The sequence below is a fragment of the Bacillus sp. 005/A4HT-01/001 genome (genome assembly GCF_004634445.1).
In the GTDB taxonomy this organism is placed as follows: domain Bacteria; phylum Bacillota; class Bacilli; order Bacillales; family Bacillaceae; genus Bacillus; species Bacillus altitudinis.
Genome location: NZ_SEIZ01000013.1, coordinates 1 through 18,476 on the forward strand (window position 1 = coordinate 1; position 18,476 = coordinate 18,476).

Annotated in this window: 17 protein-coding genes, 1 tRNA gene, 2 rRNA genes, 1 other RNA gene, 1 pseudogene and 1 other annotated feature; of the genes and pseudogenes, 6 read left to right on the forward strand and 16 right to left on the reverse strand. The window is 39.8% G+C overall.

Annotated features, from left to right (window positions below; all coding sequences use genetic code 11):
• The 8 genes from ES896_RS19700 to tadA form a co-directional block, all read right to left on the reverse strand.
• A 16S ribosomal RNA gene (locus ES896_RS19700) occupies positions 1-80 on the reverse strand; the annotation flags it as partial.
• A 274-nt stretch (positions 81-354) separates the two neighbouring features.
• Positions 355-618: a pro-sigmaK processing inhibitor BofA family protein gene (locus ES896_RS19705; RefSeq protein WP_008342006.1), complete on the reverse strand. Its 264-nt coding sequence runs from the start codon at positions 616-618 to the stop codon at positions 355-357.
• A 66-nt stretch (positions 619-684) separates the two neighbouring features.
• Complete coding sequence (locus ES896_RS19710) at positions 685-909, reverse strand: YaaL family protein (protein ID WP_008342008.1); 225 nt, start codon at positions 907-909, stop codon at positions 685-687.
• A gap of 18 nt (positions 910-927) precedes the next feature.
• Positions 928-1,524: a recombination protein RecR gene (gene recR / locus ES896_RS19715; protein WP_003218094.1), complete on the reverse strand. Its 597-nt coding sequence runs from the start codon at positions 1,522-1,524 to the stop codon at positions 928-930.
• Between the two features lie 15 nt (positions 1,525-1,539).
• Complete coding sequence (locus tag ES896_RS19720) at positions 1,540-1,863, reverse strand: YbaB/EbfC family nucleoid-associated protein (protein ID WP_008342011.1); 324 nt, start codon at positions 1,861-1,863, stop codon at positions 1,540-1,542.
• 25 nt (positions 1,864-1,888) lie between these two features.
• Positions 1,889-3,601, reverse strand: a complete 1,713-nt coding sequence (gene dnaX, locus ES896_RS19725; protein WP_135227204.1) for a DNA polymerase III subunit gamma/tau — start codon at positions 3,599-3,601, stop codon at positions 1,889-1,891.
• 330 nt (positions 3,602-3,931) lie between these two features.
• An RNA gene (ffs, locus tag ES896_RS19730) (signal recognition particle sRNA large type) lies at positions 3,932-4,196 on the reverse strand.
• Between the two features lie 76 nt (positions 4,197-4,272).
• A complete protein-coding gene (tadA, locus tag ES896_RS19735) occupies positions 4,273-4,749 on the reverse strand; it encodes a tRNA adenosine(34) deaminase TadA (protein WP_008342015.1) in 477 nt (158 codons plus the stop codon).
• Between the two features lie 79 nt (positions 4,750-4,828).
• Between tadA and ES896_RS19740 the strand changes: the two genes are divergently transcribed.
• From ES896_RS19740 to ES896_RS19755, 4 genes are all read left to right on the forward strand, one after another.
• Positions 4,829-5,383, forward strand: coding sequence for a cysteine hydrolase family protein (locus ES896_RS19740; RefSeq protein WP_041091587.1), 555 nt, complete (start codon positions 4,829-4,831; stop codon positions 5,381-5,383).
• A gap of 99 nt (positions 5,384-5,482) precedes the next feature.
• Positions 5,483-6,730, forward strand: coding sequence for a glycoside hydrolase family 18 protein (locus ES896_RS19745; protein ID WP_240688401.1), 1,248 nt, complete (start codon positions 5,483-5,485; stop codon positions 6,728-6,730).
• Between the two features lie 79 nt (positions 6,731-6,809).
• Positions 6,810-7,433 carry a deoxynucleoside kinase gene (locus tag ES896_RS19750; protein ID WP_135227206.1) on the forward strand — a complete coding sequence of 208 codons (624 nt, stop codon included), beginning with the start codon at positions 6,810-6,812 and terminating at the stop codon, positions 7,431-7,433.
• Positions 7,430-8,089, forward strand: a complete 660-nt coding sequence (locus tag ES896_RS19755) for a deoxynucleoside kinase (protein ID WP_024719578.1) — start codon at positions 7,430-7,432, stop codon at positions 8,087-8,089. The genes ES896_RS19750 and ES896_RS19755 overlap by 4 nt, the downstream gene beginning before the upstream one ends.
• An 84-nt stretch (positions 8,090-8,173) precedes the next feature.
• Here ES896_RS19755 and ES896_RS19760 read toward each other — a convergent pair.
• The 5 genes and pseudogenes from ES896_RS19760 to pdxS all read right to left on the reverse strand — a co-directional run bounded on the left by ES896_RS19760 (position 8,174) and on the right by pdxS (position 12,415).
• Positions 8,174-8,266: transfer RNA gene (locus tag ES896_RS19760), tRNA-Ser, on the reverse strand.
• 132 nt (positions 8,267-8,398) lie between these two features.
• A pseudogene (locus ES896_RS20540) lies at positions 8,399-8,731 on the reverse strand (methyl-accepting chemotaxis protein); the annotation flags it as partial.
• A gap of 596 nt (positions 8,732-9,327) precedes the next feature.
• A complete protein-coding gene (serS, locus tag ES896_RS19770; RefSeq protein WP_135227207.1) occupies positions 9,328-10,602 on the reverse strand; it encodes a serine--tRNA ligase in 1,275 nt (424 codons plus the stop codon).
• A 48-nt stretch (positions 10,603-10,650) separates the two neighbouring features.
• Positions 10,651-10,866 (reverse strand) — a binding site (T-box leader).
• A 53-nt stretch (positions 10,867-10,919) separates the two neighbouring features.
• Positions 10,920-11,510, reverse strand: coding sequence for a pyridoxal 5'-phosphate synthase glutaminase subunit PdxT (pdxT, locus tag ES896_RS19775; protein ID WP_058214428.1), 591 nt, complete (start codon positions 11,508-11,510; stop codon positions 10,920-10,922).
• 20 nt (positions 11,511-11,530) lie between these two features.
• On the reverse strand, positions 11,531-12,415 hold the full coding sequence (pdxS, locus tag ES896_RS19780) for a pyridoxal 5'-phosphate synthase lyase subunit PdxS (RefSeq protein WP_008342033.1): 885 nt from the start codon (positions 12,413-12,415) through the stop codon (positions 11,531-11,533).
• A gap of 246 nt (positions 12,416-12,661) precedes the next feature.
• On the opposite strand from pdxS, the gene pdxR reads away from it, so the two are divergent.
• Positions 12,662-14,140, forward strand: a complete 1,479-nt coding sequence (gene pdxR / locus ES896_RS19785) for a MocR-like pyridoxine biosynthesis transcription factor PdxR (protein ID WP_058214427.1) — start codon at positions 12,662-12,664, stop codon at positions 14,138-14,140.
• Between the two features lie 42 nt (positions 14,141-14,182).
• Here the strand turns inward: pdxR and ES896_RS19790 are convergent, their stop codons facing one another.
• The gene (locus ES896_RS19790) at positions 14,183-15,508 is read right to left on the reverse strand and encodes a D-alanyl-D-alanine carboxypeptidase family protein (protein WP_008342036.1); all 1,326 of its coding nucleotides are present in this window, start codon (positions 15,506-15,508) and stop codon (positions 14,183-14,185) included.
• A 160-nt stretch (positions 15,509-15,668) separates the two neighbouring features.
• Positions 15,669-17,135, reverse strand: coding sequence for an IMP dehydrogenase (gene guaB, locus ES896_RS19795; protein WP_008342039.1), 1,467 nt, complete (start codon positions 17,133-17,135; stop codon positions 15,669-15,671).
• Between the two features lie 121 nt (positions 17,136-17,256).
• Between guaB and ES896_RS19800 the strand changes: the two genes are divergently transcribed.
• The gene (locus tag ES896_RS19800) at positions 17,257-18,225 is read left to right on the forward strand and encodes a YaaC family protein (RefSeq protein ID WP_135227208.1); all 969 of its coding nucleotides are present in this window, start codon (positions 17,257-17,259) and stop codon (positions 18,223-18,225) included.
• A gap of 11 nt (positions 18,226-18,236) precedes the next feature.
• Here the strand turns inward: ES896_RS19800 and rrf are convergent.
• Positions 18,237-18,352 (reverse strand): 5S ribosomal RNA (gene rrf, locus ES896_RS19805).
• Positions 18,353-18,476 lie beyond the last annotated feature (124 nt).

The following is an 18,476-nucleotide window of genomic DNA, read 5'->3' on the forward strand; positions in this document are numbered from 1 at the left end:
CTCCCTTCTGTCCGCTCGACTTGCATGTATTAGGCACGCCGCCAGCGTTCGTCCTGAGCCAGGATCAAACTCTCCGAAAAAGTACAAAACCGAAGTTTTGCTTTTCGCCAGTTTGACTGACTACCTATGATGTATCATAGGATTTTTTTATAAAAACTCGAATTAACAGGTACGTTTTGTCTTGTTTAGTTTTCAAAGAACTTGTTTACCGCTTCAGAAGCGACTAGAACATCTTATCACGTCCAAGTTGTTAGTGTCAACAACTTTTTTGTTATTATGTTTTTTCGTTTCTTCGTCATCAGCGACGTATATTAATTTACCACCATATATAATCAAAGTCAACAATATTTTGCATTAAATAATAAACTTTTCAATTACGACTAAAGCTGCTACACCTGGAATGCCCAACAAACCACTAATTCCACTCGTTACAGGGTTAATGGAAACATGAAGCCCTAAACTCTCACCGAATAAATTGAGACAAAATAAAAAAAGAGCACCTGCGACAAACTTAACTCCAATAAGCCCTAACCATTTGAATGGATTCGCTTGAACACCCGACATAAACAACAATAAAACAGCTAACAAAATTGAACCAATCACAATAACAGGTTCCATAATCCTCTCATCTCCTCTTCATATGAATAGTACAAGCATATGAGAGGATTATGGAAAATAGACCTGCTATCTCCAGTTGTTTAAACGTAAATTTCTCTTTTTCGCTTCTCTCAGATAGAAAAAGTACTTCGCTTGAGCAAGCTTTAATTCGAATAGAATGTCCGGTGAAGGCTCAACGCTATTTGCGACAAGCTTTTTTTGTCTGTTCCATTCTTCCTTTTGCTTAAAAAGCTGTTGAATTAATATCTCATCGAATTCTTTTCGAATTGATTTTCTGCGAAGAAAACCCATGTACCGTACTTCTCCTTCCTACATCTCACGTCTGCCTTCTAGAGCCTTAGAAAGTGTGACTTCATCCGCATACTCTAAATCTCCACCTACTGGGAGTCCGTGAGCAATGCGAGAGAGTTTAATTCCTGATGGTTTCAACAATCTAGAGATATACATGGCTGTCGCTTCTCCCTCAATGTTTGGGTTGGTTGCAAGAATGACCTCTGTGACTTGATCGTCTTGCAATCTTTTTAATAGGTCAGGAATTTTAATATCCTCTGGTCCAATTCCGTCCATTGGTGAAATAGCACCATGAAGCACATGATATAAGCCGTTGTATTCTTTCATTTTTTCCATTGCGATCACATCTTTTGGATCCTGCACGACACAGATCACAGATTGATCTCTTCTTGTATCTTCACAAATATAGCAAGGATCCTGATCGGTGATATGTCCGCAAACAGAACAATAAGTTAAATTACGCTTTGCATTAACAAGTGCCTTCGCAAAATCCAGCACGACATCTTCTTGCATACTAAGAACAAAAAAAGCCAGACGGACCGCAGTTTTAGGTCCGATTCCTGGCAATTTCATAAAGCTATCAATCAGCTTTGATATTGGTTCAGGATATTGCATCTTCAGTTATTCCTCCTAGAATAAACCTGGCATGTTCATTCCTTTTGTGAATTGACCCATTGTTTCATTCGTTAGTTCATCAACTTTTTTCAATGCATCATTTGTTGCTGCAAGTACAAGGTCTTGAAGCATATCGATGTCTTCAGGATCAACAACTTCTTCATTAATCGCCACATCAACGACTTCTTTTTGTCCATTTACTTTTACAGTGACCATGCCGCCACCTGCCGTACCTTCAAGGACTTTTTCTGCAAGCTCTTCTTGAGCCTTAGCCATATCCTTCTGCATTTTTTGCATTTGTTTCATCATTTTTTGCATATTTCCCATTCCACCGCGCATATGAACACCACTCTCTTTCAAATTGTTAATCTTTAATTTCAATTAAATCGGTTCCTACTAACTTCTTTGCTTCCGCAATTAATGGATCTTCTTCAGCAGAAGCTGCCTGACCATCTGCTTGTTCTTCAGGCTGATGATCTCTTAAAAATTCTTCTCTTATTTTACCCCATTGAGCGTCAGGAACGCCAACTAATTCCACTCTTTTTCCTAGCATAGATTCTAGCAGTTGCTCAAGATTGGTTCGAACACCACTTTTATCTTCGGCCACCATCTTACAATGTATTTCAAATTTGAATTTTAAAACAAAGGCATGAGTTGCCGCCGCAACTGGTTCACTATCTGTTAATAGCGCAGCGTGAGATACCTTATTTTGCTGTTTTAATTGGGCAAGAAGCTCTCCCCATTTGCCTTTTATTTTTTCTAGTTCCGGTCGCTTCGCTTCTTTTAAAATCTCATGAATTCGACCGACAGGTGCACGATAGCCATTTTTATTACTCGTTTGAGGTCGAGGTGCTTCCGTTTTTACTTGAGGACTCTGAGACTGAGGCATTGGAACACCCTCAGCTTTTAGCCTAGATAGCTCCTGTTCCAGCCTGTCTATTTTATTCGTTAACGCTGTTAGGTCGGAATCAGCCGGAGATGATACAGCACCAGCCGTTGCCTGACAGAGCTTAACCACAGCTACTTCAAAGAAAATTCTAGGATGGTTTGTCCATTTCATTTCCTGATGGCTTTTATTCAGCACTTCAATCGTTTCATAAAGAAACTGAGGTGCCACACGTTCTGAAAGAGCCACAAACTTATCGTCGACTTTGACTTTTTCAAGGACACCTTCAAGATCCGGTGCTGTTTTGTAAAGAAGCATATCTCTAAAGTAGAAGATCATATCCTCTATTAATTTTGCGGCATCTTTCCCCTGTTGAAGCAATTCATTTAACGTATCCAGCGCTATCGCAATATTTTGCTCAAAAATGGCTTCAGCAAGCTGACTAATGAAATGCTGAGATACAGCACCTGTAATGAGCAGTGCATCATCAATTGTGAGCTGTTCACCACTAAATGAGATCGCTTGGTCAAGGAGACTGAGTGCGTCACGCATGCCTCCATCTGCCGCACTAGCAATAATCTCGAGTGAACCCTCTTGTATATTTAGGCTTTCTGCATCTACAATTTTCTCCATTCGTCCAACAATATCTTTTGTCGTGATCCGTTTAAAATCAAATCTCTGACATCTTGATATGATGGTAAGAGGAATCTTATGAGGCTCTGTGGTAGCCAAAATAAAGATACAATGAGCAGGTGGTTCCTCTAGCGTTTTAAGAAGTGCATTAAATGCCCCGATAGAGAGCATATGTACCTCATCTATAATATAAACCTTATATGTAACCGCTGAAGGAGCAAATTTCACTTTATCACGTATATCCCGAATTTCATCTACCCCGTTATTTGAGGCAGCATCTATTTCAATCACGTCTGAAATCGAACCGGTCGTAATCCCTCTACAGGCATCACACTCATTACACGGCTCACTAACAGGTGACTTTTCACAGTTCACTGCTTTCGCAAAAATCTTGGCAGCACTTGTTTTACCTGTTCCTCTAGGACCTGAAAATAAGTAAGCATGAGAAAACTTTTTCTGCAAAAGGGCATTTTGCAACGTTTTTGTGATGTGTTCTTGTCCAACAACATCCTCAAAAACTTGAGGTCTGAACACTCGGTATAAAGCTTGATAACTCACAAATACGCCCTCCTCCATTTATCATCATGTTCATTATACATGATGCAACGATCAATTCAAAAGTACACCTTTATTTTCTAATAAACGAAAAAGGGCATTTCCTTTAAAAACTTTTTACTTTTCTTGATTAAAAAACGTGTTTTCCTGCTTTCTGAAAATGTCTGTCAGATCAACAAGAACATTTGTTCCCTTTATGAATTGCTTCAAAAATACCTCACCCGAAAATGGCTTTTTTACTATTTGTATAAACAAAACAACTGATATATTCTTTCAATAGCAACAAAAAACTCACCTAGATAAACTAGATGAGTTACATTTAATATTGATTTACCGTGCACCTTCTGTCGATTCGCTACCCCAAGCGTTACTTAAACAGTTAGCTCGGCCCAGGCAACCCTGCGGCACATGAGAGGTTTCACTTAATGCTGCTTCCTTCCGGACCTGACATGGTTCATGAATTCCCATTGCGCAGGACCCAGACGTCAACACCACTTATTTAAGGCAGACCTTGAAGTAAACGAACCTTGAGAAGGGATTCGGCCTCGCTAGAGCGGATTGCGAGTACAGGGCACCGCTACCTCCCCGCTTAGCACGGCAAAATGAATATTAAATTGTTGGTGACGCAGACATAAGTATACCTTCTAAGTGATAAAATTGCAAACGACATCCATTCATTTACTTTTCGCCTGCTTCTTCCGCTGACGGAGGTCTCGAAAGAACTGACTTAACAGCTCACCACACTCATTTTCAAGCACACCACCAATGACTTCAGACTGATGATTGAACCGCTCATCGTCCAATAAATTCATTAAAGTACCAGCACATCCACCTTTAGGATCATAGGCACCAAAAACGACCTTTTTCACTCTTGAAAGTACAATAGCGCCTGCACACATTGGGCACGGTTCGAGTGTAACATAAAGTACAGCATCTTCTAAACGCCAGCTACCAGTCATTTTACACGCTTCATCAATAGCAAGTAATTCCGCATGAGCAATTGATCGCTGTTCACTTTCCCTTAAATTGTGAGCACGGCTTACAATTTGATCATCAACAACGATGACGGCACCGATTGGAACTTCTCCTATTTGTTTTGCTTTCAAAGCTTCAGAAATAGCTTCTTGCATAAACTGTTCATCTTTCGTCATAGCACGGCTCTCTTTTCATGTTTTTTTAAAGGATATTGAGGTTAACATATTATCACAATCTTTTAAAGGGGGTCTTGATTTGCCAAAACAACAAAAGGCACTGCTTATTATTGACATGATCAATAATTTTGATTTCGAAATGGGACATGTGCTCGCTGAAAAAACAGAGCAAATGACCAATAAAATTTTAGCCCTTAAACAACACGCTTTCAAGAAAAATTGGCCAATTATCTATATCAACGACCACTATGGACTCTGGAAGGCTGATATCAAAGCTGTTATGGAAACATGTAAAAACGAAAGAAGTGCCCCTATTTTAGAGCAAATGGCACCATCTAAAGATGATTACTTCTTAATTAAACCTAAGCACTCTGCCTTTTACGGAACAGCACTAGAGACACTCCTAAATGAATTAGGTGTGCAAGAACTTATTTTAACTGGAATTGCCGGAAACATCTGTGTCCTGTTCACTGCAAATGACGCTTACATGCGAGAGTACAACCTCACTGTACCTAAAGATTGTATTGCTTCAAATGATGATAGGGACAACGAGTACGCTTTAACGATGATGGAGAACGTTCTTCTCGCCAAAATCACAACCACTAAAGAGATCACGGATGAAAATCAAACATGATTTATCCATCACCCTCATAAATTGTTAGCAATAACAAAGGGGGCGTTGACCATTCAAATTTATGTTGTCAAAAGAGGAGATACGTTAAATGAGATTGCCATGCGTTTTAAAACAACGGTAAATGAAATCATTCGGACCAACGACATCGAAACACCAAATCAACTAGTCGTTGGACAAACAATTGTCATCCCTATTAGAGGTCAATTTTATGAGGTCAAACAAAATGATACACTTTATCAAATTGGAAGAGGATTTCAAATTTCGGTAGAAGAATTGGCACGTGTGAATCGGATTCGTCCTGAAGCTATATTGCCTATTCGCTTCTTGCTTTATATTCCACAAAGACCGAAAAGAAATATTAATTCTAATGCTTATATAGAACCACGCGGAAACCAAGTCAGCGAAAATTTAAAGCAAGCAGCCAGAGAGGCATCTCCATACTTAACACATCTCGGCGCTTTTAGTTTTCAAGCGCAAAGAGACGGAACACTTCGCGAGCCACCATTAGATCAATTGCCTCAGATTGCCGCTCAAAGCAGAACGGTTTTATCCATGGTAGTCACAAATCTAGAGAATGATAAATTTAGTGATGAACTCGGGCGAATCCTTTTAACAAACCAATCTGTCAAAACGACATTATTAAATGAAATCGTCCGCGTTGCTCAAAAGTATCAATTAAAAGAAATCCATTTTGACTTTGAATATTTACGCCCAGTTGATAAAGAAGCCTACCTTCAATTTTTAAGAGAAGCAACAACTCGTTTTCATCAACAGGGTTGGACTATTTCTGTGGCACTCGCTCCTAAAACAAGCAGTGAACAGAAAGGAAAATGGTATGAGGCACATGACTATGAAGCAATTGGAAAGATTGTTGATCATGTTGTGCTAATGACTTATGAGTGGGGCTACAGCGGCGGGCCTGCACAAGCCGTCTCTCCGATCGGCCCTGTCCGCCAAGTCATTGAATATGCACTGACTGTCATACCTGCCAATAAAATTGTGATGGGGCAGAATTTATATGGATATGATTGGACACTCCCTTATGTTCAAGGAGGCCCTATCGCCAAAGCCGTCAGCCCTCAACAAGCGATCGCCATTGCTAGAGAGAATAATGTATCCATTTTATATGACGAAACAGCACAAGCACCTTATTTCCGTTATACAGATGCTAACAACAAAGAACACGAGGTTTGGTTTGAAGATGCAAGATCCATTCAAGCCAAATTTAATCTCATTAAAGAGTTAAACCTAAATGGAATTGCTTACTGGAAATTAGGTCTATCCTTCCCACAAAACTGGTTGTTGTTATCAGATCAATTTAATATTGAAAAAAGAACGACATCGTAATTCATACGCTCTATCTCTCAGAAGGGGTATGGTACAATATACATTGGTTTGACAACTTTATAGATAGAGGAGAACGCCTATGTATCCTGCCCCTTTTATTGCAGTGGAAGGCCCAATTGGAGCCGGAAAAACAACCTTAGCTACAATGCTTTCAAAGGAATTTCAATTTCCTTTAGTAAAAGAAATTGTAGAAGAAAATCCATTCTTAGATAAATTTTATGAAGATATGGAACAATGGAGCTTTCAGCTTGAGATGTTCTTTCTATGCAATCGGTTTAAACAGTTAGAATCTATTGAAGAGAACTATGTCAAAAAACAGCAGCCGATTGTCACTGATTATCATGTCTTTAAAAATATGATATTTGCAGAAAGAACCTTATCTAAAAAGCACATGGATAAATACAGAAAGATCTATCACTTGCTGACAGATGATCTTCCTAAACCAAATGCCATGATCTATATAAAAGCCAGCCTTCCCACCTTACTTGATAGAATAAAGATGAGAGGCCGATCTTTTGAAGAAGACATTGATCCAGCTTATTTAAAAACCCTGATTGAAGATTATGAGTTAGCCATCGAGCATTTAAAACAAACTGACCCAGGTCTTCCTATCATTACAATTGAAGGCGATCATACAGACTTCGTTTCCTCACAGCAAGATTACCAGCAAATTGTACAGAACATAAAGGAGCAAGTACTATGAAAAATATTGAAATACCAAAGGATGCTGTCATTACAATTGCAGGGACAGTTGGTGTCGGAAAATCGACCATGACGAAAACAATAGCGGACAAGCTAGGATTTCAAACTTCTCTCGAAAAAGTAGATGATAATCCATACTTAGAGCCTTTTTATTCAGATTTCCAAAGATGGAGCTTTCATTTACAGGTCTATTTCCTAGCTGAACGTTTTAAGGAGCAGAAACGAATCTTCGAGTCTGGTGGAGGTTATGTACAAGATCGGTCCATTTATGAGGACACTGGTATTTTCGCTAAAATGCACGCAGACAAAGGTACCATGTCAGAGGTAGACTATGAAACGTATACGAGTCTATTTGAGGCGATGGTGATGACACCTTACTTCCCTCACCCAGATGTCCTCATTTACTTACATGGGGATTTAGATCATATATTACATCGTATTGAAGAGCGCGGGAGAGAGATGGAAACTCAAACCGATCGAGCATATTGGGAAGAAATGTACACTCGATATACAGAATGGATCGAACAATTTGATCTGTGCCCTGTGATTAAAATTAATATTGAAGATTATGACTTACTTCATGATGAAAGCTCACTTGATCCAATTCTTCATGAAATTGCTTCCGTTATTCAAAAAAATCGCTCTAACACAAAATAAAAAAAACCGCTGCATTTCTCGAATGCAGCGGTTTGACAATTTCCAATTTTTATGCGTTTCAATTCAACTAAGGTAAAATCAATATGGCGGAGGAAGAGGGATTCGAACCCCCGCGGGCTTTGACACCCCTGTCGGTTTTCAAGACCGATCCCTTCAGCCGGACTTGGGTATTCCTCCGTATCGACAAGAATTAATATATCATATCATCTTATTTTAAGTCAACATCTTTCCGAAAAAAATTTCAATATTTGATTTTGGTATGATGTTTAGCCTATAAAAAGCAGCCGATTATCGGCTGCTCTTCATTTATTACGTATCCTGTCTAATTTCTTCAATAAAAAGATTCATCTCTTCTTTAAAATCATTTAATGACTCAATAATCTTTGTAAAGTCTGTCACTTGTTTAGCTTGTTCGTTTGTTGAACTGCTGATTTGTGAGATATTTTCAGATAAAGTGCCAATGCTGTCTTGGATTTCTTTTAAAAATGCATTAATGGTTTCAGCTGCTTCCTTTGATCCATCTGATAACTTACGTACCTCGTCTGCAACAACAGCAAAGCCTTTTCCATTTTCACCCGCTCTTGCCGCTTCAATTGCAGCATTGAGTCCTAACAGGTTTGTTTGTCTCGCAATACCGCCAATGGTTTTGACGACTTCTTCAATATTTGCGGATTTCTCTTCTGCTCTTCCGGCCTGCTCACTAATTTCTAAGCTTGTCGCAGCCAGTTCTTGAGAATGAGCAGCAATTTGCTCGATTCCACCTTGTAATTCTTTCGCTACTTTATTGATATGTTCCATATAGCCGCTTAATTTCTTCTCACGATGATGTGAAAAAGCCACTAAAAAAGAGCCAATCACTTTTCTATCTTCATCAAAAATCGGATAACCTTTTACAGCAATTTCATAACCATATAAAGACTCTGGCAAATGCCCATCATATTCTTGTCCTCTTAATGTCGTCGCCACGTTTTGGTCCTCTGGGTTTAAAGCGTCCCCTACTTTAATGCCAAAATCTACTGTGGTCGATGGATAATAGCAAAGTACCTTTTCTGTATCAGTGATGCCGAAAAGAACACTTTCATCTAGAACTTTTCTGAGTAATTGAGCCATTTCAACATAATAGTCAAGCCTATTCAAGGTTATTCCTTCTTTCCTAGATGCTTTTAGTTCTTTTATCGGCTTATTTTAGAAAAGCTGTAGAAGTTTAGGTAAAAAGAATAAGATGCCATGACGGCATCTTATTTTATCACTTCTTTATTTCCCATATAAGGACGTAACACCTCAGGAATGATCACTGTTCCATCCTCTTGTTGATAGTTTTCTAAAATGGCTGCAACAGTTCTTCCTACTGCTAAACCAGATCCATTTAATGTGTGGACGTGTTCTGGCTTTGCTTTAGGCTCAGGGCGGAAACGAATGTTTGCTCGTCTCGCTTGGAACGCTTCAAAGTTACTGCAAGAAGAAATTTCACGATACGTATTTTGGCTTGGAATCCATACTTCGATATCGTATTTCTTCGCAGCCGTAAAGCCTAAATCTCCTGTACACATGCTCATGACACGGTATGGCAGGTTCAATAATTGAAGAACTTTTTCTGCTTGGTTTGTTAGTTTTTCTAATTCTTCATAAGAATCTTCTGGTCTGACAAATTTCACAAGCTCTACTTTGTTAAATTGGTGCTGACGGATGAGTCCGCGCGTATCTCTACCAGCAGAACCAGCTTCTGATCTAAAGCAAGCACTAAATGCTGCATAATTGATTGGCAGCTGCTCTCCTTCAAGAATCTCGTCACGGTGCATGTTCGTAATTGGCACTTCAGCCGTTGGAATGAGGAAATAATCTTCTTCTCGAATTTTAAAAGCATCCTCTTCAAACTTTGGAAGCTGTCCAGTTCCTGTCATGCTTGCTCTGTTGACCATATAAGGTGGTAGTACTTCAGTAAAACCAAATTCATCTACGTGTAAATCCAGCATAAAGTTATAAAGTGCACGCTCTAACCGTGCGCCTAGCCCTTTATAAAAAACGAAACGGCTTCCTGTCACTTTTCCTGCACGTTCAAAATCCAAAATCTTCAGCTCATCCGCTACATCCCAATGCGGCTTAGGTTCAAATGAGAAACCTGGCTGTTCGCCCCATTTTCTCACTTCAATGTTGTCATCTTCTGTCTCACCGACTGGTACAGAATCATGAGGGATGTTTGGAATTGAGAACAGGATGGTTTGCAGGCTTTCCTCTACTGTTCTTAATTCATCATCCAACTTCTTAATCTCATCGCCTACCTCACGCATTTCTTGAATAATGTGATCGGCGTCTTTCTTTTCTCTTTTTAGAACAGCCACTTGCTGTGATACTTCATTTCTTCGGCTCTTTAATACTTCTGTTTTGCCGATTAATTCTCTTCTTTTTTGATCTAGTTCACCAAACTTATCAAAATCCGCTAAATCTTCGCCTCGATGGGCTAATTTTTCTTTGATTTGATCAAAATCCGTGCGCAGTTGTTTAATATCCAGCATGTGTAACACTCCTTTTTTATCGAAAAATAAAAAGAGCCCTCATCCCATGAAAGGGACGAGAGCTCTCGCGTTGCCACCCTGATTGAAAACACGCCAAAAGCATGCTTTCCTCTTTCCTCTGTAACGGCATCACCGTAAATGCTTACTTCGTGTTTCAGCATTTCGCTCAAGGATGGATTCAGAATGCATCTTTCACCGATTCTCACCAACCATCGGCTCTCTGAGAAAGAGGGGCTTCTTACTATTTCCCGTCAACGCTTTTTCGATCTTTGATTGTGATTTTAATGTACTATAAGTTTTATCTCTTTTCAACCGTTTTATACAGCAAGCTTCGTTTTATAGGACTCCACCATCTCAACAAACAGCTGTGTTAACCGGTGGTCATCTGTCAGCTCTGGATGAAAAGAACAACCTAAGATATTGTTTTCTTTCGCCATCACAATCCTGCCGTCATACTCAGCCATGACCTCTACGCCCTCATTTGCGCTGATGATATGAGGCGCACGGATGAACACTCCTGTAAACGGCGTATCCAGTCCTTTCACTTCTACATCTGCTTCAAAGCTGTCTACCTGTCTGCCAAACGAATTACGTGCAACAGATACATTTAACAGTCCAAGATGAGCATCTTCTCGATCTTCTATATGCTTTGCCAGCATAATTAAACCGGCACAAGTCCCAAATATCGGTTTACCTTGAGCAGCGAACGCTTTAATCGGTTCAATGAATTGGTACGTATCCATGAGTCTTCTCATCGTCGTACTTTCACCACCAGGGATAATGAGACCGTCAACAATTTCTAACTCATCTACCCGCTTGATGATCTTTCCCTCTGCGCCACAAGCTTCAATCGATTGAATATGCTCTCTCACCGCTCCTTGAAGCCCTAGTACACCAATTGTTAGCATGTTCGTTTGCGCTCCCTTAATTACCAGCCACGCTCTTGCATACGCTCTTCTGGCAATAGATTTGAAATTTCAATTCCTTTCATCGCTGTTCCAAGCTCTTTAGAAAGCTCTGCAATTAGACGGTAATCTGTGAAATGAGTCGTTGCTTCTACAATCGCTTTTGCAAACTTAGCTGGATTGTCTGATTTGAAGATACCAGAGCCGACAAATACACCATCTGCTCCAAGCTGCATCATGAGTGCTGCATCTGCTGGTGTTGCAACACCTCCAGCAGCAAAGTTTACAACCGGTAATTTGCCTTCTTTTTTAATTTGAAGCAATAATTCATAAGGTGCGCCTAAATTCTTGGCTTCTGTCATCAATTCATCTTCACTCATTGCCGCCACTTTACGAATTTGAGCATTGACCTTTCTCATATGACGAACAGCTTCTACAATATTTCCTGTACCAGGCTCACCTTTTGTACGCAACATAGATGCACCTTCTGCAATACGACGAGTCGCTTCACCTAGATCACGGCAGCCACATACGAAAGGTACTGTGTATTCATTTTTATTTAAATGGAATTCCTCATCTGCGGGCGTCAGCACTTCACTCTCATCAATATAATCAACACCAAGTGCTTCAAGAACACGAGCTTCCACGATGTGGCCGATACGTGCTTTTGCCATGACTGGAATCGTTACTGCATTTTGTACTTCTTCTACGATTCTTGGATCTGCCATACGGGCAACACCGCCTGCTGCACGGATATCAGCTGGTACTCGTTCTAGTGCCATTACTGCCACTGCGCCTGCTTCTTCTGCGATTTTTGCCTGCTCAGCATTGACGACATCCATAATGACGCCACCTTTTTGCATTTCTGCCATTCCACGTTTTACTCGTTCAGTTCCCTTATTGCTCACAATTGTTTCCTCCCATTTGTCTATTCGATTGATTCAACACCTTTATCATACAAGCGATAGAGTATAACAATAAAGAGAATAGTATAACAATTCAATTAGCTCATAAAAAAGAAAAAAACCTTATATATCAAGGTTTTATAGTTAAAAAGGCATCATTCCCTCTTTTAAGTGTTATTAACATGTTATAATGCATCTATAACAATTTGAAACCATCTATAACAATTCCACACCCATTGGAGGATTTTCATGCATATTGATATCCATCGACATTCAGATACATCTCTTTCAAATCAGATTTATTTTTCCATCGTTGATCACATCCAATCAGGTCTGCTTCAGCAAGGCGATAAGCTGCCGACTGTACGTGATCTAGCGAAACAGCTAAATGTAAGTCTTGTCACAGCGGCAAAAGCCTATACACGGCTTAAGGACGACGGATTTTTAACGACTGTACAAGGGAAAGGTACGTTTGTGAATGAGCAGCATGAGCAAACTGACATCCCGGTTCAATCATCTACTTCTTTCGATTGGCAGTTATCGATCCCAGATTATTTACCAAGGTCTCAATTTGCTCAGTATCACTATGTCGAAGAAGCCATAAATCTTTCTTCCTCTATGATTGATCCTGGTCTTTTACCTAACCGGTATTTAGAAAAAGAAATGCAGCATGTTCTAGCCCGGCATCCTCAAATCATGTCAAAATACGGAGAAATACAAGGTGACCTTCAGCTTCGTCAGGTCATTCAATCATTTCTAGAAAAATTAGATGTTCCTTCTACTCCTGAAAATATCCTTGTCACTAGCGGTTCTCAGCAAGGACTTGATTTAGTAGCACGTACATTTATCGGGCCGGATGATGTAGTTGTCATGGAGGCGCCCACTTATCCAGGCGCAATTGATGTCTTTATGGGGAGAGGGGCACGAATTATTACGGTTCCTGTCGATCATGAAGGAATGAACATGAAACAGCTTCAAAGCATTTGTGATAAATATAAACCAAAGCTCATCTATACCATTCCTACTTTTCACAGTCCTACAGGCGCCAGTATGTCGATGAAACGAAGAAAACAGCTGCTTTTACTGGCACAAAGCATTGATTGTCTCATTGTAGAGGATGATCCTTATCGTGAGCTTTATTTTGAAAAGAAACCGCCGGCACCCATTAAAAGCCTAGATCACGATGGACACGTCATTTATTTACGAGGGTTAAGCAAGACACTGGCTCCAGGATGCAGAATTGGAATTATTACAGCGTCAGGCTCTATATTTAACCGTTTATTAGCTGCAAAAGCCAATAATGATTTAGGGAGCCCGCTTCTCACTCAAAAAGCGATCTTACCGTTTCTCACTTCCAAGAAAATGATCGATCATACGAAAAAATTAAGAACTGCCTTGAAGGTGAGACGCGATTTGATGATGGATGTGTTGACAAAGCATGCGCCAAAGGACGTCACGTGGCAAATCCCACAGGGCGGGCTCAATTTGTGGCTTAGCTTTCCTTCCTGGGTCGATACACGTGCCCTATTACATGAGGCACGAAAGCAGCAAATCACCTTCCTGCCTGGCTCTGTCTGCTATCCTGGGGAGCCGAAGCAGAATTATATACGTCTTAGCTTTTCTTATGTGAATGAAAAGGCACTGACGGAAGGTATGGAAAAGTTATGTGGTATTTTTCAGCAGGCATTGTCTTCACCTCAAAACCACAAACAATCTCTTTTCTTTTAACGATAAAAAAACTGCTCTCATATATAGAGAGCAGTTTTTTTATTAGAACCAACCTTTTACTGTGTCGACGATTCCGCCCCAAATGCCAGCGAAGAATCCACCTACACCACGCATTGCAAGGATGAACCAGTTTGCTTTTTCATCACCTGTTTTCGTCACAAGCTCAACACCTGATTGGTCTTTACTCAAATAGCCGTAGTCCTTCTCATCACCAGAATAAGAAGTCGTTAGCATGCCAACCTTCGTTCCTTTTTTAATAGGAGCTTCTAGGTTCTTTTTATCAATATTTACTTTCGCTTTATAGCTCTTCTCATCACCATTTTTAACCGGTACAGAGAAAGCTTCTTTCGTCACGACGGGTACTTCTTTATCTTTCCCTTTATCGACTTCGATGTTTTCATGTCCCTTGATTTGTTGGCCTTTTTTGTACATTTCTTTCATCGTGAAGTTTTTAAAAGCATAATCAAACAATTTTTTCGCCACATCAAAACGAGCTGTATGAAGATTTCCTTTAGCATTCAGGACAACTGCGATCACACGCATGTCACCACGTTTTGCTGTACCTGTGAAGCTAGAACCAGCTGAATCAGTAGAGCCCGTTTTCAGACCGTCTACGCCTTCATATTCTTTCACAAGTCCTTTAAGCATAAAGTTCCAGTTTGGCATGTCCATTTCGTCATCTGTGCCTTCTCTGAACTTTGTTTTCGCGATGCTTGCTGTTTCAAGAATTTCTGGATGATCTTTGATGAGATGCTGTGCAAGCAAAGCCATATCCTTTGCGGAAACTTCGCTTTCTTCATCAGGTCCCGTACCTTTTGGCTGTTTGCCATGTAAGTCTTTATTTTCTAATCCAGTTGCATTCACGAATTTGTAATTGGTTAAGCCAAGTTCTTTTGCTTTTGCATTCATTTTTTCAACAAACTTTGATTCTGATCCAGCAATTACCTCTGCTAGACCAATTGCTGCTGCATTTGCTGAATAAATAGCCGTTGCTTGATAAAGTTCTTTGACAGTATACGAACCATCTTTTCTCAATGGAACATTGGATAAACTGCGGTCCTGAGAAATTTCGTACACGTAATCATCTGGCGTATATGTTTGATCCCATTTCACTTTGCCTTCAGCAATTGCCTCTAGTAATAGATACTCTGTCATCATCTTTGCCATACTTGCAATAGGCAGTCTTTGTTCTGCGTTTTTACTATAAAGAATTTTACCTGTAGAAGCTTCAATAAGGATGGCTGCTTTCGCATTCACATTGAATGGATCTTCAGCCGCTTTTGCTTTGGACATTGGGGTAAATGCAGTAACAATCAATGCCAATGCAAGGATAGAGACCATAAGCTGTTTCAACATCTTGCTGTTCAATCGTCATACCTCCGTATTCATCTTTTTTCGACGTTTTTCATATATATTTAATCCACAAGGGCTTATTTCGACACAACAGTATAAATTTTATCACAATAAAGACAAAAAAAATAGACAGAGTCATAGACCCTGTCAAATGTAATTTGATTGTCACAATTTATCAAGAAATTGTGTAGTTTGGTGATTCTTTTGTAATTTGTACATCATGTGGATGGCTCTCACGAAGACCTGCACCTGTCATGCGAATGAATTGTGCTTCTTCTCTAAGAGTACGTAAGTCCTGTGTTCCACAGTAGCCCATACCAGAGCGAATACCGCCAACAAGTTGGTAAACAGTGTCAACAACTGGTCCTTTATACGGTGTACGTCCTTCGATACCTTCTGGAACGAATTTTTTATTATCTTCTTGGAAGTAACGATCTTTACTTCCTTTTTCCATTGCAGCAACAGAACCCATACCACGATATACTTTGAAACGTCTGCCTTGGAAAATTTCTGTTTCTCCTGGGCTTTCAGATGTACCAGCAAGAAGGCTTCCCAGCATAACAGCATGTCCACCAGAAGCTAATGCTTTCACGATATCACCTGAATATTTAATTCCACCATCTGCAATAATAGATTTACCATGCTTTCTTGCTTCTGTTGCACAGTCATAAATCGCTGTGATTTGTGGTACACCGACCCCTGCAACAACACGTGTTGTACAAATCGATCCTGGTCCAATACCCACTTTTACAATATCTGCTCCAGCTTCAAACAATGCTTTTGTTGCTTCAGCTGTTGCAACGTTACCAGCAATGATGTTAAGAGAAGGATACGTTTCACGGATTTTCGATACAGTGTCTAGAACACCTTGAGAATGACCGTGTGCTGTATCAATGACGATCACATCAACATTGGCTTCTACTAATTTTTTCACACGAGTCATTGTATCGCCAGTGACACCTACAGCGGCACCAACAATTAAACGGCCATGTGCATCTTTAGAGGAGTTAGGGAATTCAATCACTTTTTCAATATCTTTGATGGTGATGAGACCTTTTAATGTTCCTTCGTCATCTAAAAGAGGTAATTTTTCAATTTTATATTGCTGAAGGATTTTTTCAGCTTCTTCTAATGTTGTTCCAACAGAAGCTGTCACAAGTTCCTCTTTTGTCATCACGTCGCTAATCTTCATTGAATAATCCGAAATAAAACGAAGGTCACGGTTCGTAATAATCCCAACAAGCTTTTGATCTTGTTCGTTATTAACAATCGGTACACCAGAAATACGATATTTACCCATTAAATGTTCTGCATCGAATACTTGATGATCCGGTGTTAAGAAAAATGGATTTGTAATAACACCACGCTCTGAACGTTTTACTTTGTCCACTTGTTCAGCTTGCTGCTCAATAGACATGTTCTTATGGATGATTCCAAGACCACCTTGACGTGCCATTGCAATCGCCATTTGCGATTCCGTCACAGTATCCATTCCTGCACTAATAATTGGAATGTTCAGCTTTAAAGTGCTTGTTAACTCAACTGATAAATTGACATCACGCGGAAGCACCTCAGACTTTGCTGGAACAAGCAACACATCGTCAAACGTCAAACCTTCTTTTGAAAATTTACTTTCCCACATTAGTAAATCCCCCTCTTTTCGGCAAAATATTATATGTAGATTATCAACTAGGAAACAGCATGTCAAGGAAGCAACAAACAGTTGCAATTTTTAGAAAATATAAAGAGAGTTGAGGAAGAAGATGAAAAGTTCAGGATGGAAGGATTTAAAACGTTTTTACTCACTTGAAACTTCCCAAAAGTTTCTATTTCAACAGTACGAGAAACGGAACATTCAGGAGGCAAACCAGCAAGCCTATAAAAACTGTGAACGATTTATTTACTTTTTAAAGCACGGTCATACATTTTATGACCAAGCCGCATCAGCTCCACTTGAACTAAAACCGATTTTATTGTTTTATGGAATGGCACAGCTGTTAAAGGCATGTTTGCTGACAGTGGATCCCGACTATCCTTCTCAAACCTCTGTCTTAGCTCATGGTGTCACCTCAAGAAAAAGAAAGAAGCAACATTATCGTTTTAGTGAGGATGAAGTCAAGATTCAGCGAAACGGATTATGTATGCATGTATTAAAGCACTTATTTCATTTAAATGGTCTTGAAGATGAACGATTTACGATGATCAATCTCCTTTCAAAAATACCTGAAATGGGTCATATTCTGGAGTTTCAAAAACAGCCCGCGACTTTAGTGAAAGTAGAGCAAGCAAATGGTATGTTGATTCAAGATCATATTCCCTTGCTCTATAACATGTCTGCCGAACGTTTTATTGAATATTTTGAGTTCCATACAACTTGGAAGCTTAAGCAACGAGAAGCTAAAAAACTAACATTTGATGTATCTTCAGAAGAAAACCCTGCTCTTGCTACTCATCTTCATTATGATTTAGAAATGAATCAATGGTTCATTCCAGCAACACGAGATGCCTTTTTAGGGATTCCTGAGATCATCAGCCATTACTTGTTAATGTATAACCTCAGTATGATTGCCCGCTACGAAACAGAATGGTGGTACGAGCTTTTATCTCAATATATTAGTGATGATTATGTCATGATTGAACGTTATATGGAGATTGCAGAGGATAAGTTTCCAGCTTATATCATGATGCTGCTAGAAGAAAACACAAAAAAGACCAGTTCCGATTGGAACTGATCCTTTGAAAAGCTTGGCGGCGTCCTACTCTCACAGGGGGAAACCCCCAACTACCATCGGCGCTGAAGAGCTTAACTTCCGTGTTCGGTATGGGAACGGGTGTGACCTCTTCGCTATCGCCACCAAACCTGATGGAGAGAATGTTCTCTCAAAACTAGATAACAATGTTCATTTTTCACATTAGAATATAGGTTAAGTCCTCGATCTATTAGTATCTGTCAGCTCCACGTGTCACCACGCTTCCACCTCAG

Coding starts and splice junctions, on each gene's coding strand:
- pdxT (WP_058214428.1), bottom strand. CDS start 11,510: ATGCTAACAATTGGTGTACTAGGGCTTCAAGGAGCGGTGAGAGAGCAT.
- serS (WP_135227207.1), bottom strand. CDS start 10,602: ATGCTGGATATTAAACAACTGCGCACGGATTTTGATCAAATCAAAGAA.
- ES896_RS19720 (WP_008342011.1), bottom strand. CDS start 1,863: ATGCGCGGTGGAATGGGAAATATGCAAAAAATGATGAAACAAATGCAA.
- recR (WP_003218094.1), bottom strand. CDS start 1,524: ATGCAATATCCTGAACCAATATCAAAGCTGATTGATAGCTTTATGAAA.
- ES896_RS19705 (WP_008342006.1), bottom strand. CDS start 618: ATGGAACCTGTTATTGTGATTGGTTCAATTTTGTTAGCTGTTTTATTG.
- ES896_RS19800 (WP_135227208.1), top strand. CDS start 17,257: ATGAAAAGTTCAGGATGGAAGGATTTAAAACGTTTTTACTCACTTGAA.
- ES896_RS19755 (WP_024719578.1), top strand. CDS start 7,430: ATGAAAAATATTGAAATACCAAAGGATGCTGTCATTACAATTGCAGGG.
- ES896_RS19745 (WP_240688401.1), top strand. CDS start 5,483: ATGCGTTTTAAAACAACGGTAAATGAAATCATTCGGACCAACGACATC.
- pdxR (WP_058214427.1), top strand. CDS start 12,662: ATGCATATTGATATCCATCGACATTCAGATACATCTCTTTCAAATCAG.
- ES896_RS19750 (WP_135227206.1), top strand. CDS start 6,810: ATGTATCCTGCCCCTTTTATTGCAGTGGAAGGCCCAATTGGAGCCGGA.
- ES896_RS19710 (WP_008342008.1), bottom strand. CDS start 909: ATGGGTTTTCTTCGCAGAAAATCAATTCGAAAAGAATTCGATGAGATA.
- guaB (WP_008342039.1), bottom strand. CDS start 17,135: ATGTGGGAAAGTAAATTTTCAAAAGAAGGTTTGACGTTTGACGATGTG.
- tadA (WP_008342015.1), bottom strand. CDS start 4,749: ATGACGAAAGATGAACAGTTTATGCAAGAAGCTATTTCTGAAGCTTTG.